General features: G+C 40.8%; 15 protein-coding genes. 9 read left to right on the forward strand and 6 right to left on the reverse strand.

Going from position 1 to position 18,276, the window contains the following annotated elements:
• Positions 1-4 precede the first annotated feature (4 nt).
• Genes HXT45_RS00845 through pknB form a run of 5 tightly spaced genes read left to right on the forward strand, consistent with a single transcriptional unit; the run spans position 5 to position 7,682 of the window.
• On the forward strand, positions 5-1,768 hold the full coding sequence (locus tag HXT45_RS00845) for a PP2C family protein-serine/threonine phosphatase (protein ID WP_018639881.1): 1,764 nt from the start codon (positions 5-7) through the stop codon (positions 1,766-1,768).
• Positions 1,765-3,204, forward strand: a complete 1,440-nt coding sequence (locus HXT45_RS00850) for an FtsW/RodA/SpoVE family cell cycle protein (protein WP_004132379.1) — start codon at positions 1,765-1,767, stop codon at positions 3,202-3,204. Before HXT45_RS00845 ends, HXT45_RS00850 begins: the two co-directional genes overlap by 4 nt.
• Positions 3,197-4,663, forward strand: coding sequence for a peptidoglycan D,D-transpeptidase FtsI family protein (locus tag HXT45_RS00855; protein ID WP_421781877.1), 1,467 nt, complete (start codon positions 3,197-3,199; stop codon positions 4,661-4,663). The genes HXT45_RS00850 and HXT45_RS00855 overlap by 8 nt, the downstream gene beginning before the upstream one ends.
• Positions 4,660-5,625 carry a serine/threonine-protein kinase gene (locus HXT45_RS00860; protein ID WP_004131203.1) on the forward strand — a complete coding sequence of 322 codons (966 nt, stop codon included), beginning with the start codon at positions 4,660-4,662 and terminating at the stop codon, positions 5,623-5,625. The genes HXT45_RS00855 and HXT45_RS00860 overlap by 4 nt, the downstream gene beginning before the upstream one ends.
• On the forward strand, positions 5,622-7,682 hold the full coding sequence (gene pknB / locus HXT45_RS00865; protein ID WP_128831944.1) for a Stk1 family PASTA domain-containing Ser/Thr kinase: 2,061 nt from the start codon (positions 5,622-5,624) through the stop codon (positions 7,680-7,682). The genes HXT45_RS00860 and pknB overlap by 4 nt, the downstream gene beginning before the upstream one ends.
• Before the next feature lie 234 nt (positions 7,683-7,916).
• Here the strand turns inward: pknB and HXT45_RS00870 are convergent, their stop codons facing one another.
• Positions 7,917-9,032, reverse strand: coding sequence for a class E sortase (locus tag HXT45_RS00870; RefSeq protein ID WP_115794105.1), 1,116 nt, complete (start codon positions 9,030-9,032; stop codon positions 7,917-7,919).
• Between the two features lie 9 nt (positions 9,033-9,041).
• Positions 9,042-9,833, reverse strand: a complete 792-nt coding sequence (locus HXT45_RS00875; protein ID WP_004131206.1) for a DUF881 domain-containing protein — start codon at positions 9,831-9,833, stop codon at positions 9,042-9,044.
• Between the two features lie 76 nt (positions 9,834-9,909).
• On the opposite strand from HXT45_RS00875, the gene crgA reads away from it, so the two are divergent.
• Positions 9,910-10,311: a cell division protein CrgA gene (gene crgA, locus HXT45_RS00880; RefSeq protein ID WP_004131207.1), complete on the forward strand. Its 402-nt coding sequence runs from the start codon at positions 9,910-9,912 to the stop codon at positions 10,309-10,311.
• A gap of 104 nt (positions 10,312-10,415) precedes the next feature.
• On the opposite strand, the gene HXT45_RS00885 is transcribed toward crgA, so the two are convergent.
• Positions 10,416-11,729, reverse strand: a complete 1,314-nt coding sequence (locus HXT45_RS00885) for a THUMP-like domain-containing protein (RefSeq protein ID WP_004131208.1) — start codon at positions 11,727-11,729, stop codon at positions 10,416-10,418.
• 214 nt (positions 11,730-11,943) lie between these two features.
• Positions 11,944-12,645: a rhomboid family intramembrane serine protease gene (locus tag HXT45_RS00890; protein ID WP_421781880.1), complete on the reverse strand. Its 702-nt coding sequence runs from the start codon at positions 12,643-12,645 to the stop codon at positions 11,944-11,946.
• A 218-nt stretch (positions 12,646-12,863) separates the two neighbouring features.
• Between HXT45_RS00890 and HXT45_RS00895 the strand changes: the two genes are divergently transcribed.
• Positions 12,864-13,076 carry a hypothetical protein gene (locus HXT45_RS00895; protein ID WP_004131212.1) on the forward strand — a complete coding sequence of 71 codons (213 nt, stop codon included), beginning with the start codon at positions 12,864-12,866 and terminating at the stop codon, positions 13,074-13,076.
• Between the two features lie 192 nt (positions 13,077-13,268).
• On the opposite strand, the gene HXT45_RS00900 is transcribed toward HXT45_RS00895, so the two are convergent.
• Positions 13,269-15,752 carry a glycogen/starch/alpha-glucan phosphorylase gene (locus HXT45_RS00900; RefSeq protein WP_421781882.1) on the reverse strand — a complete coding sequence of 828 codons (2,484 nt, stop codon included), beginning with the start codon at positions 15,750-15,752 and terminating at the stop codon, positions 13,269-13,271.
• A gap of 243 nt (positions 15,753-15,995) precedes the next feature.
• On the opposite strand from HXT45_RS00900, the gene HXT45_RS00905 reads away from it, so the two are divergent.
• On the forward strand, positions 15,996-16,460 hold the full coding sequence (locus HXT45_RS00905) for a sterol carrier family protein (protein WP_004131216.1): 465 nt from the start codon (positions 15,996-15,998) through the stop codon (positions 16,458-16,460).
• 77 nt (positions 16,461-16,537) lie between these two features.
• Here HXT45_RS00905 and HXT45_RS00910 read toward each other — a convergent pair whose 3' ends face one another.
• Positions 16,538-16,963 carry a DUF3073 domain-containing protein gene (locus HXT45_RS00910; RefSeq protein ID WP_004131217.1) on the reverse strand — a complete coding sequence of 142 codons (426 nt, stop codon included), beginning with the start codon at positions 16,961-16,963 and terminating at the stop codon, positions 16,538-16,540.
• 155 nt (positions 16,964-17,118) lie between these two features.
• Here HXT45_RS00910 and trpS point away from each other — a divergent pair, with 155 nt between their 5' ends.
• A complete protein-coding gene (trpS, locus tag HXT45_RS00915; protein WP_004131219.1) occupies positions 17,119-18,210 on the forward strand; it encodes a tryptophan--tRNA ligase in 1,092 nt (363 codons plus the stop codon).
• Positions 18,211-18,276 lie beyond the last annotated feature (66 nt).

Below are 18,276 nucleotides of genomic sequence, written 5' to 3' on the forward strand. Positions count from 1 at the left end.
GTAAATGGCGCAATTCGATTCAAACATTGAAGATAAAACAAGTAGTCAAAAGCAGCAAGATCAAGTTGATTCTGTAAGTAATGGCGTTGCAAGTGTTGCAAACGTTGTAAGTAGTGAGTCTGCAAATAGCAGCGATGCAAATAATAATCCAGTAAATAATGCTGTAAAAAGTGAAAAAAGCAGCTTAAATAAGGCCTATTTTATAGACAAAGCGTTGTTTATGTATTCAACAGCTGTTAGCGACGTTGGTACTGTTAGAAGCAATAATCAAGATTCTGCGTTTGCTGGAGAAAGATTGGCCTCTATTTGCGACGGTATGGGCGGTCATGCTGGAGGAGATACGGCTTCTACAATCGCAATTAGGTCTTTAGCTCACATTGAGCAAGATTCAAGGCCAAATGATGTAAAAGCTGTTTCTTCAATGATGGAAACCTCGATTATGGCTGCTCACGACGCAATTGTTGGCAAAGCCAAAAGAGAGCGCAGACTTGCTGGAATGGGAACAACAGTAACAGCCGTATCTCTTGTAAATGGTTACTGGGTTCTTGCACATTTGGGTGATTCTAGAGCGTACTTGTTGCGAGATAATCATCTTATAAGAATGACTTGCGACCATAGTTACGTTCAACATTTAATAGACACGGGTCACATTACGCCAGAAGAAGCAAGAAATCATCCGCAGCGAAATGTTGTTATGCGCGTTTTAGGTGATTTTGATATTGACCCAAGGCCAGATATTGCTATTAGGCAGGCACACCCTTCTGATCGTTGGCTTTTGTGCTCGGATGGTGTGTGTGGAGTGTTAGAAGATTCCACAATTCAAGAAGTTATGAGCACTGTATCTAATCAAGAAGAGTGTGCTCAAAAACTTGTTTCTATGGCACTTAAAGCAGGAAGCACAGATAATGCGACTGCTGTTATAGCGGATGCAACTTTGGCACTAGACGCAGATGCTTTTGACTTGCCTCACCAAACTCCATTAATTGGCGGTGCTGCAAGCAAAGATTTAGAGTCTATAGCAGATATTGTTAATAAGGCTGTTTCTTCTACGCCGCCATTGCGTGAAGGTAAGGATTCTCCTGCTCAAAGAGCTGCTGCTCTTATACAAACAGACGCAAAATCGGCGGAAAAAGATGAGAAAATTGTAGAAACTACTCGACTTGTGCAGCCTTCGCATTTAAGAAACGAAGAAGAGCTAAGATCTACAGACACAAACGAGATTCCTATTGTAAAAAAGAAGAACGGTAGAATATCAACAGATCCTAGGGATCCAGATGTTCAGCGTGCTGTAAAAAGAGAACAGGCAGAAGCACACAAAGCAAATAGAATTAGAAGAAGATGGATGAGAATAGGTGTTGCTTTTGCAACGCTTGTTGTGTGTGCGATTGTTGCTTGTGGAGCTTATCTTGTTTATTCTTGGACTCAAAAGCAATACTACATTGGCAAGGGAAACGGCAAAGTAGTTATTTACCAAGGTGTTCCTACTAACATATTTGGATTAGAGCTTTCACACCAGATTGAAGAAACAAATATTAAAGTCAAGAATTTGGATAAGTCTTGGCAAGATCAGCTTGATGAAGGTATTAGTTTTAGCAGTCTTAAAGAAGCAAGAGGTCATGCAAGGCTAATTGGAAGAGAAATGCGCGCTCGAGAAAGCGAGAAGCGTGGTAATAAGCCAAAAAGTATTATTTCTAATTCAGATAATAAAGACGGAAATAATAGTGGAGTTGTAGATTCAAGCAATGATTCAGGAGGTAAAACCTCGTGAACATGTTTAGTATGCGCATTAAGCAAATATCTTTGTTGCTGTTTTCTGTAATTATATCTTCAATAGCATTTTTACAAATGTTTCTAAGGATTGATGGATTCGTTCCAGCAAACTATGTTGGTATGCTTGTTTTAACAACGGCGTTATACCTTGTTTTGTGGGGCGTTTTGATTGTAAAAAAGCCTTATTCTAGTCAGGTAATACTCCCTTGTATTCTTCTTCTTACAGCTATTGGAACTGTTATGATTGCAAGAATAGATAAACAGCACAACACTAATGTTGCTATGAAACAGCTTATTTGGGTTTGTGTTGCTCTTGTATTATCCATAATTTTTGTGATGGTTCTAGAAGATTATAGGATTCTTAGAAGATTCTCGTACGTTAGCATGGTGATTGGTCTTGTTCTCCTTTTATCTCCAATGCTTCCAATAATCGGTAAGGAAATTGGCGGAGCGAGAATTTGGATTGGCTTTGGAAACCACACTATTCAGCCAGGAGAATTTGCAAAACTATTCTTAGCTTTCTTCTTTGCAGCATACTTGTTTGATCATAGAGACAGACTTGCAGTTGGTGGAACAAAGATTTTTGGAATTCATCTTCCACGATTCAAAGATATGGGTCCTATAGCGCTTGTTTGGGCTGCTTCAATGTGTGTGCTTGTTGTGCAACACGATTTAGGAACATCATTAATGTTCTTTGCAATGTTTGTTTCTATGCTTTACGTTGCAACTGGAAGAAAAGGCTGGCTTGCAATAGGCTTTATAGCATTTATAATTGGATGTTTAGTTGCTGTTAAGCTTTTTGCACACGTTCAATACAGAGTTGACGCTTGGCTTAACCCATACGACCCAGTTATTTACAACAGATTCCCAGGTGGGTCTGCTCAAATTGTTACTGGATTATTTGGCCTTGCTGCAGGAGGTATAACTGGAACAGGATTAGGCCAAGGTCATCCTTCTTTAACGCCACTTGCTAATTCCGATTTTATTTACGCTTCGGTTGGGGAAGAATTAGGATTAACTGGTTTGTTTATAGTCTTAATTCTTTACATGATTATTATTGCGTCGGGCATGATTACTGCTATGAAGATTAAAGACGGTTTTGGAAAGCTTCTTGCATCTGGTCTTGTTTTTACAATGGCGTTCCAAGTATTTACTGTTGTTGGCGGAATCACGCTTGTTATTCCACTTACTGGCTTAACAATGCCTTATATGGCAGCTGGTGGTTCTTCTCTAGTTGCAAACTATGTGCTTGCATCTATTTTGATTGTTATATCTAATGCTGCTAATAAGCCAGAGGCTGCTATATCGTCTGATACTTTCCAATACGAAGCTTTAGCTGCTCTTAGGGAAAGAGAGCTTAAGCAAAGAGAAAATAAGTCCTCTAATCTTAACTCCTCTAATCTTAAAGAAGATGGGGGTGAATCTTATGAATAAATGTTTGAAGCAGCTTTTTAGTGCAGTAATTGTGTTGTTTGTTGTTTTATGTATTTCTAGCACGTATATAACATCTATAAAAGCAAACGAATTAAATTCTGATCCTAGAAATAGGCGCGCGCTATATCACGAATTTGGCGCTCCAAGAGGAGCAATTCTTGCATCCGATGGAACTGTTTTAGCGAAATCAGATCCATCTAAAGATGCATTCGTGTATCAAAGGTCATATTTTAACGGCCCTGCTTATGCTCCAATAACGGGTTATTATTCAATAAGTCAAAGAGCAGATAGAGGAATAGAGGCTTCTAGAAATCAGCTTTTAAGTGGAGAATCCGACGCGCTATTCCTTCAAAAGTTTAAGTCTCTATTTACAGGAGCAGCAAACAGAGGTGCTTCTATAGAAACATCTATTAACACTAAGCTTCAAACTCTTGCATACAATCTGCTAAAAGACAAGAATGGCGCTTTAGTTGCAATAGAGCCAAAAACTGGAAGAATACTAGCAATGGTTAGTACGCCTAGCTACGATCCTTCTTCTCTTGCATCTCACAATGTTTCTTTAGTAAACAGAGCATATAAGGATCTTATATCTAACATATATAATCCAATGCTAAATCATTCAATATCTGAACTTTATGCTCCTGGTTCTACTTTCAAAACGGTTGTTGCGGCAACTGCGCTAGAAACTGGAAAATATGATTTAAATACTTCGATTCCAGCTGGATCTTCGTACACTCTTCCAGGAACGCAAACTCATCTTACAAATGTTGTTCCAAGCGCTAGCGGATTGAATGGTCAAATATCTTTTGAAGATGCTCTAGCTTATTCTTCAAATACTGCATTTGCACAACTAGGAGTTTCTTTAGGAGCAGATGCGATTGTTAAGCAGGCTAAAAAGTTTGGATTATTTAGCTCATTTACTTTAGACGGATCTGATTCAACAGGATTCCCAATGAGGGTTGTTGCGTCTTTGCTTAATCAAAAGCCTACGCAAGATAAACTTGCTCTTCAGTCAATTGGTCAGGGAGATGCTAGGGTTACTCCTCTTCAAAATGCTATGATTGCAGCTGCTATTGCAAATAATGGAACACTTATGAAGCCAACGCTTGTTGATTGCGTAAGGTCTAGTGACTTGTCTGTTATTTCTCAAACAACGCCTACCGTTATGAGTCAAGCTTTAAGCGCACAAAGTGCTGCAAAACTCAATGCTATGATGCAAAGTGTAGTTGTAAAAAGTAATCAAAATCTTTCTTTGCCAAATGTTGCTGTTGCAGCAAAATCGGGAACAGCACAAATTGGGTTTAGAAATCAAGCTATTAATGGGTGGGGTATTGGATTTGCTCCTGCACAAGATCCTAAAATAGCTGTAGCAGTTGTTATTCACAATGCTAGTACGTATGGAACGCTTACAGCAGGGCCAATTATGAGACAGGTGATGAAGGAGGCGCTTAAGCAATGAAACTTGTTGAAGGACAGTTAGTTCATCATCGATACAGACTAGATAGAAGACTTGCACAAGGAGGCATGGGGGAAGTCTGGAAGGGCTTTGATATACAGCTTGGCAGGATTGTTGCCGTTAAAGCGCTTAGAACCGATACAAGCAATGTTGAAGCTAAATTGCGTAGACTTAGAGCAGAAGCGCATAATTCAGCCAATCTTGCTCACCCAAATATTGCAGCTTTATTTGACTACTACGAGCATGATGGCATTGGCTTTTTGATTATGGAGTATGTTCCTAGTAAGTCTTTAGCAGACTTATATCATAAAGAAAAAACTGTTGAGCCAACGCGATTGCTGCCTATACTTATTCAAACTGCAAGAGGTCTTTTTGTTGCACATTCCCACGGTGTTATTCATAGAGACGTTAAGCCAGCAAATATTATGGTTTCCGAAACGGGAAGCGTAAAGATAACAGATTTTGGCGTTTCGTACTCTAGCGACCAAGAGCAGATTACTCAAGATGGAATGGTTGTTGGAACAGCTCAATATATTTCCCCAGAGCAAGCTCAAGGAGAGCAAGCAACTGCCCAGTCCGATATTTATTCTCTTGGAGTTGTTGCATACGAAGGACTTTGTGGACATAGGCCATTTACTGGAACTACGCCTGTAGATATTGCAGCCGCACACGTTAATGACCCTGTTCCACCTCTTCCAGATAGTGTTGACCTTCAATTAAGACAGTTTGTAATGTCAATGCTTTCTAAGAATCCAAAAGATAGACCTAAAGATGCTCTTGTTGTTTCAAAAGTGCTTGCAAAAATTGAACGAAGACTTTTGGATCAGCAAACAGCGTTTAACAATAAAAACACAATAGATTCTTCCAATGCTCAGCGCATTAAACGCAGCGTTAGAAGTGTTCCAAAAACACAAGTTAATATTATTAACATTTTGAATAATAACGACCGCAAGGAGCAGCAATGAGTAACACAATGCCTACCTCATTAGCGAATGGACGGTACCAATTAGGTGAATTGATTGGCCGCGGTGGAATGGCCGAAGTGCGAGTCGCAGAAGATAAGCGCTTGGGTCGTACCGTTGCTGTTAAAATCATGCGTTCTGATTTGGCAAATGACGAAATCTTTTTGTCTCGTTTCCGCCGAGAAGCACATTCTATTGCGCAAATGAATAATCCAAACATAGTGAATATCTATGATTCTGGAGAAGAGTCTGTTGTAGACGACAATGGCGTAGAAGAGCATTTGCCGTATCTTGTTATGGAATACGTTAAAGGAAAAACGCTTCGCGATATTCTTAAGATGAATGGTGCTTTAAGTCAAAGAGATTCCGAACAAGTTATGCTTGGAGTTTTGAATGCCTTGGAGTATTCGCATAGAATGGGCGTGATTCACCGAGATATTAAGCCTGGAAACATTATGATTTCCGAGCAGGGCATTGTTAAGGTTATGGATTTTGGAATCGCAAGAGCGTTAGACGATTCTGCAACAACAATGACACAATCGCAAGGTGTTGTTGGAACCGCGCAATATTTGTCTCCAGAGCAGGCGCGTGGAGAACAGGTGGATATGAGATCCGACTTGTATTCTGCAGGATGCGTCTTATACGAGATGCTAACTGGAAGGCCGCCTTTTACTGGCGATTCTGCAGTTGCAATAGCATATCAGCATGTTTCAGAAGTTGCAACTCCTCTAAGTACGCTTGTTCCAGGTCTTCCTTCAATGTGGGATAAGATTTGCGCAAAAGCAATGGCAAAAGATAGGCAGAATAGGTATGCAACGGCTGCTGAATTTAAGAACGACATATTAGCGTTTATGAACGGCGGTGTTCCTGTTGCAGCATCTTTTAATCCGCTAACCGATTTAGCTAATATGCGCGCAAGAAAGCAGGCAGAGCAGAATGCTGCAACTCAAGCTATTGGAGCGGCAGACACTGCCTCTACTCAAAGTTTTGGCGCGATTACAGGCCAGTTTGATGCGTATCCAAATACGGGCTACAACACAAGAGCCGCTCAGCGCGCTGCAAATCAGGCAAAAAGAAGTAAGCGAATTGTTATTGCTTCTGTTGTGTCTGCGATTGTTTGCGCGATTGTTGTTGGCGGAATTCTATTTATGCTAAATCGCAGTAAGCTAGCTGGAGATATTGTTGTTCCAACGTTTAGCGAAACTACAACTCAAGATGCTGCTAAAGAAAAACTTCGCGCGCTTGGTCTTATTCCAGATATTTTGGAAGACGATAAGTCTACTAAGCCAGAAGGTACTTTTACCAAGCAATCTCCTAAAGGTGGAGAGAAGGTTGCGTCTGGGTCTAGAGTTAGCGTTTGGTTCTCTATTGGTCCTCAATCAACTAAGGTTCCAGATGTTACTGGAAAATCGCAAGAAGCAGCTAGAAAAGCTCTTGAGCGCGCAGGATTTAAGATTTCTAACGTTAGAGTGGAAGATAGTACAGACGTTAAAAAGAATCACGTTACTAGAACTGACCCAGTTGCAGATTCGTTTGCCGATAAAGGTTCAATGGTAACTTTGTACATTTCTTCTGGCTTAACTAAGGTTCCAGATGGAATGGTTGGGCAGTCCAAAGATATTGTTGCTGGAGAATTGCAAAATCTTGGATTTACTGTTAATACCGTAGAAGAAGAATCCGACACTGTTGCAGAAGGAATGGTTACTAAAATGAATCCGTCTTCTGGAGTTGCTGTAAAACCTCATAGCGCTATAACTGTGTATGTTTCTAAAGGAAAGCCTAAGGTAGAAGTTCCTCATGTTGCTCTTGGAACATCAACGTTAAAGCAAGCTAAGCAAATACTAGAAGCAAAGGGCTTTAAGGTTGTTGCTGATGGCTCCGCTACAGATGACGATATTGTTGATAGTATGTCGGAAAAGGAAGGGTCTAAGATAGATAAAGGCTCTACAATAACGCTTACTGTAAAAACTCCCCAGCCTTCTGTAGACACCACTACAAAGCCTGGAAGAACTTCAACATCTGGCTCATCTTCTGCAACAACAAGCAATAGTGATAAATAACAAGAAGCCGCCTATCTTGCCGTTGTTTTAACGGTGCTAGGCGGCATTTGTATTTAACTTGTAAGCTATTTAACTTGTAAGCTACTAAGATTAATTAATAGTTTGTGTTTTAATAAGCTATTTTAATAAGCTATCAAACCAATGATTTATAAGCTGCTTGTAATCTAATAAGCTAGAAAACTAATTAGACAAGTAAACTGTAAACTAATAGATTCCTAGCTTATTAGTAGCGATTTAATAAATCGTTGTTGTGTATGCAGACATTTCTCTTAAGAATGGAATTGTTGCCGAAGCAAACGGATATATCCATTGCATAAGAATTGCAATTGCTGTTACGTAGATTAGTGCGCAAAGAACTAATCTTATTGGCAAAATACCAGGCTGCAATCGCATAAGTCCGCCAAAAATGCTGAATTCTGGCTTTGGTTTTAATCCAGCTCGGATTTGACGTCTTAGAGGCCATTGCCAAGCGATAGCTGCTGCAGCGAAGATAATAATGTACGCAACTATAGCAATAAGTATAACTGGCACAAGTGAATCTAGTCTAGAAGCCAAAGACTGCTGCTCGTTGTTTACAAACTTAACTTGACCGTTTGCATCTACCGTAGAAAGCTCTTTAGGAATACCGTCGGAAACCTTAGCCCAATAATCAAACTCGCCAAAGCTAATAAAGCGGAACTCAGGAGTTGAATATTTTGGCTCACAAGTAACAAGCGTAATCATGCGCTTTTTAGGATTCTTGCTGTGATTTATTGGGTCTTGATCAAGAACTTCACTTTGATCTGGTCTAACAATCTTGTGAGTAACGTACTTATAAACGAACCAATAATCTTTTGTACGAATAATAATAGGATCGCCCTTTTGGAATCGGTCAACGTCTGCTAAAGGCTGACCGTAACCATTTCGGTGACCACTAATAGCCAAGTTTCCAATTTCTCCTGGCATTTCTGTTTTAGGGAAGTGTGCAAGTCCTCGCCTATTTAATATTTCTAGGCTAACGCCTTCAACAATATTGCGCTCCCATTGATTGCCAAACCTAGGAATGTATGCTCGAGCAACAAGTTCTCCATACTTTACTTTTTGCAATTTAGGAGGATCGTCTACTTGAGGAAGAGCAATCTTGGTTTTTTTACCAGCAGCAGGATTCTTCCACGAAACAGCCTCTCTGGTTTCAAACTGTACATGCTCGGATTGAGCGCCCGTCCACCACATTTGCCAGACAATGTACAATGCGCAAACAACTGCAAAAGCTATAAGAAGTTCTCCAACAACGCCAGCTATTGTCCAAAGTGCGCTAGCCTTTGTTGTTTTGGCTTCGCTACGTTCGTGCTTGTAGTTAGAACGCTTCATTTTACTCCTTTATTGTTTGGTGGAATGGTGTTGGGGAATATTTCCAATAATATCGGCATCTTTTGGAACCGAAGCAAACCTTAGAGGCTGCAACAGGGCAGACGACTCTAAGAACTTTAAGTTTCCCCTTTTTTCCACTTTCCATCCCAGTCCAAAAGTACTGACATAGTCTTTATATGTTTGAATTGCTGGAGAATTATCCAACGATTCTATCATGTCTTCTATTGAACCAATAGCAGATATTCTATACGGTGGCGAGTACTGATGGCCTTGCAACATAAGCACATTTCCAATACAAACAACAGCTGAATTAAACAAGATTCTTTGACCCTGAATTGTTATAGCCTCCGCTCCGCCTTTCCATAGGGCATTTACAACGGCTTCTATATCTTGTTGGTGAATTACATAGTCATTTATGTTTGCGGAGCTTCCAGACCCGTTTACGGCCGTTTTCCAAAGTGGCGAATCGTTTAGCGTTACAGTAATTCCTGGTCCTTGTATTGCTGGAAGTATTGTGCTTGCGCCAGTATCGTCGGAAGAATCAGACCCGCTTGCGCTGCTTGTTAACGTTTTGTTTAGAAGATTAACTTTAGAATCTAACTCTTTAACCTCTTCTCTCAAAGATTTTGCTCTTTGAGAATTTCTTTCCACCATTTGCCCCGTATCGGAAGTTACAAATGCAGTACGATTTATGCGCAAATTAGTAACGAATAAGTAACCAGTAAAACAAATTGCTAGGGCAACGGCAACGCTTCCTAACAGCGATTTTCTAGCGCCGTGTTTACCTGTTTGTTTTGCCATATTACCCATTCTTCTTCTTGCGTTCGAGTGTAACTATTATTATAGCGTGTAGCCGATTGATTGGAGTGTTACTGTTATGGCTGACGAAGAATTGAATAAATTGAATACCACTTCATCTGCCGATGTGGATGAATCTCAAAACTCTTCTAAAGAAGACTTGTATGGTGTTCCTATGGAACAGGTTGAAGCTGTTTTGAACGCAACTGCCGATAAAGAGTCGTTGTCTCCGCAAATACAGCGCATGATGAAGCGTCAAGAAGAAAATACTCGCAGAGTTGAAGAGTCCATTAAGGGCACTAAAGCTAATGCTGGATGGTTTGTTCCACTATTTTGCACGCTTATGATTGTTGGCTTGTTCTGGGCTGTTATTTATTACTTGAATCCTGCTTTGCCAATTCCAGGAATTGGAGCGTTTAATCTTTTGATTGCAGCATGCTTGGTTATGGCTGGGTTCTTAATGACAATGTGCTGGAGATAGTTTGTATATAGCTTGATAGCTTTATATAGCTTGTAGATAATATTTGATTTTGGCTGCATGTAATAAGCGTGCAGCCATTTTTATATGCGTGCTTTGTGTGTTTATTACTCCGCTTTGCTTGCACAAATAAGAACATGATTATTTTTAGAATCGGTAGTTGCAATAATCCTAGTGTTTCCACCGTCTTTTAACTTAAGCCTTTTCTTTAAGTCGTTTACGCTTAGTGGAAAATTGTATGTTGCAATATTTGCGTAAGTTATTTTAGAAAGAGCTTTACTGATTTCTTTTTTGTTTAAGCTGCAAATATTATTTATTTTCCAAATGTTTCCAGGAAAATCTGATTTATATTCGCAAGATATAAAAACGTGGCTGTTGCTTGCGATTTGAAACACGTTGTATTTAGAGCTTAAAATCTTAAAACATCCCGACTTCATAATTGAAGAATTTGGCTCATAGGCATATTTAGCGCAGTTTTTCCAATCTCTTATTGAATCATTTGAGTTTTGCTCGCTTTTTATGTGTGATTCTTGCGATTCTTGCGTCTCTTGCGCTTCTTCTACTTTATTTAAGTCTGGATTGTATTTTGCGTTAAAAACGGTTACTGAATCGTTGTTTGCGCAATAAACTTCAATATGCGAATGCATGTTTGAGTCTAATACTAAAAGCAGCTCTTTGCACTCGTTGTTGTGTGAAACAATGTGTACTTGACTAACATTTCCACAAAAATCGCAAACAGCTTTTCTCCAATCAAGCATTGGAGATAGTTTAATAATCACAAATTTTGCTACTTGCAGCATGCGTTGTTTTAGCTCTAAAACATTAGGTGTGCAATCTTTAATCGCGTACGTTCTAGATCCGCTTTTATCTCGTCTTGCAGGATCAATGTAAATAATCGTTACGTAGTCTACTTTTTCTAGCACTTCTACGCTTGTTGAGTTTACGCATTGAACATTGTTTAAGCGCATAACAGTCATATTGTGCTGGCTTATGGCCGATAGTTCTTCTTGAGTTTCTACGCAAATGGCTTTGCAAAACTCTTGGCTCATAATTGCGCAATCTACTCCAAATCCGCCAGTTAAGTCGATTAGAGTTGTTTTGCACTTATCAATATTGTTGTTTTTTATAAGACGATTTGCGATGCGTGCTTTATATTGCGCGGTTGCTTGCGACGAGCACTGTTCCATAGAAATATGTGATGGGTAAATAACTTGATTGTTTTTATACCACATTGGCAGTTTTGTTTTTGCAATCTGCTTTCCGCTTATTTGATTAACAGCAAAAGCAACATTCACGTTTGGGTTATTAGACGCTTTTAGTGCAGCTTCTTTTGGGTTTGTGTTTTGATTTTGAAGAATAAAATCAATAGTTTGCTGATTTTGATCTTGTAGTTGTTTTGTGTGAATGTTGTTAGATTGCATAATTCTATTTTTGATTAAGGTTTAGAGAAAGTCACAATTTTCCAAAAATGTGGATAACTTTTATACACTTGTTAACATGGCTAAAAATGCAGAGTTATCAACGATTGTGTATAACAATGTGGATAACTTATTTAGATATACCCATGTTATACCCAGGTTATGCACATTTATGTCCACAATTGTGGAGAACTACACGCGTGTAATTTAACGCTATTTATTGCAAACAGAATGCGCTTATTGCCAGAAGAACAATAAGTGTTAGTAAAGAGTAAACAGCAAATCGCTCATTAAAAGATGCTTTTTTAAGAAGAGGATTATTAGTGCCAAGTAAAGCAGACAGAACTATTCCAGTAACAATTCCACCAATATGAGCTTGCCAAGCAATATTTTGAACCAAAAGAGGCATTGCAAGCGTTAGGCCAATCCAAATTAAAGTGCCATTAACACTTTCGCCAAGTCGCCATTGCGCAACCAAAAGAGCGCCAATAAGACCCATAATCGCTCCCGAAGCCCCATAAGCTGCAATCACCCAGTCTTGTGTAAGCTTTGAGTAAAGTAGAGTTGCAACGCATCCACCAAGCCCACTAATAGCGTATAAGAAAAAGAACTTCCATTTACCAAAGAATCTCTCAAGCTCTACGCCAAGCGAATACAAGCAAATCATGTTAAAAAGAATGTGCGTAAGTTCTGGCGCGTGAACAAACATAGACGTAAACCAAGTCCATCTTGCTTTTGTAATCAAAAATGGCGCAAAAGCAGTATTTTCAACAAATAGTTGATATGCGCTTGGCAAAAAAGTGTGAAGAATCATCTCAATAATCCACACAAACACGCAAATGTAGATAATTGAATACGTTGCGGTTTTGCAATTAGTTTTAAAGCGCTTAACAATAGTGTTTATGTCAAAATTGTTCATAAAATAACATTATCTAATTGCATACACAAATTTGCATACATAAGTAGCAACCATAATGGTCATTAAAAATGTTTTGTAAGATTTATGGTGTTTTGTGCATAAAAATATAATAAAAAGATGCAAGTGTTAAAAAAAATCACTATTATAGTGAATACACGAGTAAACTCGATACAAACGTTGACTTGGACGAGCAGGTCAGCTTAACGAAAGGAGCCATCATGGAGAACAGGTCCTCTGGCGGTTGGAAGTTCTTTGCACTGCTCTTTGGAGCACTGCTCGCAGGTATTGCAGCATTGTATGTTTACAAGCAGCATAATCCTGATTACGATCCATGGGAGCAGCCATGGGAGAACAGCTCTTCGCCAATTAACATAGGCGCAGAAAAAGAAGATAAGGAAGAATCTGAAGCAGCTAAGGCAGTTGAGGCTTAGTTAGAATTAAAATTCTTATACTCAAATCTTTAGCTATATAAGGTGTGAAGTATTGCACTCGTAGTGCATAGCTTCACACCTTATTTTTATTTTGATAGTCGTTTTTTAGTCATTTTTATAAATAAAAAAGCTGTGACCAACAAACGCTAGTCACAGCTTTTATTAAAGCAATATTAAAATGCTTTTACATAATTATTCGGCAGTTGGAAGAGCGCCAGTGTGCCAAATGCGATCGAGGTAATCTTCGATAGAGCGATCAGAAGAGAAGTAACCAGAGTTGGCTACGTTCAACACAGCCATGCGTGCCCACTTCATAGGATCGCGGTAAGTTTCCTCAATTTGAGCTTGAATATCCATGTAAGAGCTAAAGTCAGCCATTGCCATGAAGTAATCGTGAGTAAGCCAATCGTTGACGAGTGGCTCATACACGCTCTTGTCGCCGTTGGAGAATGTACCGTCAGCAACCATGTCTACAGCTGTCTTCAAGCGAGGATCAGACTCGTAGTACTTACGGGAGCCGCCGTGATCGTAGCCTTCAGCGTAGAGCTTCTCAACCTCGTCAACAGTCATGCCGAAGAGGAAGAAGTTCTCAGCGCCAACGCGTTCACGAATCTCAACGTTTGCACCGTCGAGAGTACCAACAGTCAAAGCACCGTTCAAAGCGAACTTCATGTTACCAGTGCCAGAAGCTTCCTTACCAGCTTGAGAAATCTGCTCATCCAAATCGGTTGCAGGAATCAAGTTCATAGCAAGTTCAATGTTGTAGTTCTCTGGGAAGAACACTGCAAGCTTGCCCTTGCATGCTGGATCGTTGTTTACAACGCGAGCAACATTGTTGATGAGCTGAATAGTAAGCTTTGCCATAGCATAGCCTGGAGCGGACTTAGCGCCGAAGAACACGGTGCGTGGAAGCATCTTGTCTACGTCGATTGTGCCATTCTTGATTCCAGCGTATGTGGAGATAACCTGGAGGATCTTCATGGACTGGCGCTTGTACTCGTGCAAACGCTTAACAATGGTGTTAAACATAGTGTCTGGGTTGATTTCAAAGCCATACTTGTGCTTTGCAAAATCAACGAAGGCAAGCTTGTTCTCCTGCTTGACTTTAGCGAACTTCTTCACGAAGGATGGATCGTCAGCCAATGGCTTCAAACCTTCAAGAAGCTCCAAATCACCCTGCCATGCGTCGGTGCCCAAGCCCTCAGTAATAAGAGCAGACATGCGTGGGTTGCTCAAACGCACAAAGCGACGAGGAGTTACGCCGTTAGTAACATTCTTGAACTTATCTGGGTAAACGCTGGAGAAGTCCTTTAATGTAACATCCTTCAACAACTCAGAGTGAAGCTCAGCAACGCCATTAACGTAAGAGCCGCCGTAGGTAGCCAAGTAAGCCATGCGAACTACAGCACCTTCGCCATTTTCGTCGGCGTCGGTAGCAATGCGCATACGCTCAACCTGATCTTCGGAAACACCCTTGCTGCGAAGCTCGTTGCGGAATTGCTCGCTAATGCCCTGAATAATCTCAAGGTGGCGTGGCAAAAGTTCGCCAATAAGCTTGGCTGGCCAAACTTCCAAAGCTTCTGGAAGAAGCGTGTGGCAAGTGTAGTTGAATGTCTTAGTAGTAATGCCCCAAGCGGTGTTCCAATCGTAGCCGTACTCGTCCATAAGAACGCGCATAAGCTCTGGAATACCAATAACTGGGTGAGTATCGTTCAACTGGAAGTTGATCTTGCTTGGGAAGGTTGTAAGATCTGGCTTATCTTGACCAGGATAGAACACGCGAATAGCGTCGTGAATAGAAGCAGCTACGAAGAAGTATTGCTGCTCAAGACGCAAAGCCTTGCCCTGTGGAGTGGAATCTTCTGGATAAAGAATCTTAGAAATGTTTTCTGCTTCAACCTGTGGCTTAACAGCATCCAAGTACTCAGACTTGTTGAAGGTGAGCAAATCAAATTCGTCGTAAGACTTAGAAGTCCACAAGCGAAGAGTGTTTACGCGACCAGAATTGTAGCCTGGAACCATGTAGTCAACTGGTACTGCGCGAACAGCCCAATCTGGCTTCCACACGCGCTTGCCATTTTCTTCAACAACCTTGCCGCCAAAGTTAACGCGCTGATCTCTGCCGTAGTCAACGTGACCCCATGGCTCTTCGTTGCTAAGCCAGTAATCAGGGGTTTCTACCTGCTTGCCCTGCTCGTCGAAGCGCTGCTTAAAAATGCCGTAACGATATTGGATGCCGTAGCCGAATGCTGGAACGCCGATAGAGGCGAGCGAGTCAATAAAGCAGGCTGCGAGACGACCCAAACCGCCGTTACCTAAACCTGGCTCATACTCAGCATCGATAACATCTTTTGGCTCAAAACCAAGCTTTGTAACAGCCTTGTTGAACTGATCGGTAAGGCCAGCGTTAAGCAAAGCGTTTTCAAGCTGCTTGCCCATTAAGAACTCTGCGCTTAAATAGCCAACAGCCTTTGTGTTTCCGTTAATCATGTCATGCTGTGTCTGCATCCAAGAGTCCATCAAATGACGACGGACAGCGGTAGCAGCGGCAACATACACATCAGCCATAGTGGCCTGTTCTGGGGTGACACCCTGGGTGTACTTCAGATTTTCTTGAAGTTCTTTGGCAAATGCCGCCGCAGTAGTCTTGGCTTTAGGCGCGACGTGTTTAGTCATATTTGACTCCTTGTGCCGTGAATAATATATTTACCTAAAATGTGCGAATAGCAACCCTTGATTATGCTGGTTGTAGCCGCGCCAAATTGCACTTAACAAGACGGTACGCGGCAATGCACACGTTTTCATTGTTGATGATACCACAACCCCAAACCCTTATTAATAATTATTCACAATATGACTTTTATAAAACAACATTAAAATCGCAAATAATACTTAGACAATTCGTGAGATAATTCAAATATGGCTGTTATACGAGAAGCGGATATAAGTGGCGCTAAAAAATCGTTTGAAACGTGGGTAAATAGTGCAAAATCTTATATAAATTCTATGAAAATAGATTCTACGAACAATAAAAAAGATTTGTGCTGCATAAACACAAGCGAAATAGGCGTTAGCGTAAACGATGAAGCAATGGCTGTTAGATACTCGCTTTATGTGCTAGAGCATATAGCTCCAGGATGCGCTGTAGAGGTAAGAGTGGCGCCTTGGGGAGCTGTAAAAATCTTAGAAGGACCACATTCAGATCCGCATAATTTAACACCGCCAGATGTTATAGAACTTGACCCAGATGTTTGGTTGCGACTTTCTTGCGCAATAACAAAATGGGATTACGAGCAGCAAATTGGGAATATAAGCGCAGTTGGAGAGCGAGACGATTTAAGCAATTTGCTGCCCGAACTTACAAAAGCTCTTTTTAATAATTAATGCTAACTAAGGGTATTTGCCTACATGCTTATCTACATATAGAATTAAGCGTTCTTGTGCAAATTCTTGTGCAAAAATTACTTGTTCTTATGCATAAAACTAGGCATAGGCATAGGAATGTGATGATGAACAACGCCAGAATTGCTAGACGACTTGTCTTTAGTAGCGGCCTGAGCGGCAGACTGAGCAGCCCACTCGGCGTAGTCGTCTAAATCGTCATCTCCACTCGAAACGGAATCATGCAAGCTACCAACACTATCATTACCAGCATTAGTGTTGGTGTCTTTAGAATCATCTTCTACAGATAAGCTTTCGGAATCATCTTGATTATCTAGATAATCCTCATTCTTGTAGCTATCAGATTCAAACGGATCGAAGGATCCTTGACCAGGCTCGTGAGTATTAAGCTCTTTAGCAAGCTCGTCGTAATCCGTATCGGTCGTCAGGTATTTGAGCTTACGGGCAATTTTCTGTTGCTTTGCCTTCTGTCGTCCGCGGCCCATCTGACCCCCTCTAATTTACCGAAACAATCAATTCATCACACAAGAGCGTACCACTTTGCCGCAACAGAGTATATTGTCTGAGTGAACTTTTACCATAAAAGCCATATTTTAGGCGTAAAAATCGCAAGAAAAATTGCGTGTGTAAGGAGTTAGAAATGGCAGAAGAAGCACAGGTTACAGCTGCTGGAAACGAGATAAGCGCAAGCTTTGTGGCAGCTCAAAAACGTTCAGACGCAACGCTTGAGAAGCTAAAAGCAAATCCTAGCTCCTTTACAATGCTTACGGGAGATAGGCCAACAGGAAGACTTCACTTAGGTCATTACTTTGGTTCGATTCGCGAGCGTGTCGCAATGCAAAATCTTGGCGTAAACACAAACGTGATTATTGCAGACTATCAGGTGATTACGGATAGAGACACTGTTGAGCACGTAGAAGATAACGTGCTAAACCTTGTTCTTGACTACATGGCTGCTGGAATTGACCCTAAGAAAACCATGATTTTTACGCACTCCGCTGTGCCTGCAGAAAACCAGCTTATGCTGCCATTCTTGTCTTTAGTTACAGAAGCCGAATTGCATAGAAATCCTACTGTTAAAGCCGAAATGGAAGCTTCTGGTCATGCCTTAACAGGACTTTTGCTTACATACCCAGTGCATCAAGCTTGCGATATTCTGTTTTGCAAAGCAAATGTTGTGCCAATTGGCAAAGATAATTTGCCGCATATTGAGATTACGCGCACGATTGCTCGCAGATTTAATGAGAGATACGCAAAGAAGAATCCTGTTTTTCCAGAGCCAGCTGCAATTCTTTCGGATACGCCAGAAATCCCAGGATTAGACGGCCGCAAGATGAGCAAGTCTTACGGAAACTCGATTATGCTTGGCGCAAGTGCAGAAGAAACAGCAAAGCTGATTAAGAAGAGTCCAACTGATTCTGAGCGCACAATTACTTTTGACCCAGTGGCTCGTCCGCAAGTTTCTGCGCTTTTGACTACTGCTGGTTTGGTTACAGGCAGAGATCCAAAAGATATTGCGCAAGAAATCAGCAACGCGGGCGCAGGAGCACTAAAAGCGTACGTTATTGAATCTGTAAACAACTTCCTTGCTCCACACCGCCAGCGTAGAGCGGAATTGGCCAAAGATATGGATTCAATTCGAGATATTTTGCATGATGGAAATGCGCGAGCTGCTGCGATTGCACAAGAAACACTTGATCAAGTACGCGAAGCAATGAATATGAAGTATTGATTAATTCTTGCTTGATAAAGCTTTCTTGATTGCATATTTTGATTGCATGCAAATAGAACGCGCATA

The organism is Gardnerella sp. DNF01199S (assembly GCF_049244155.1).
Classification (GTDB): domain Bacteria; phylum Actinomycetota; class Actinomycetes; order Actinomycetales; family Bifidobacteriaceae; genus Bifidobacterium; species Bifidobacterium piotii.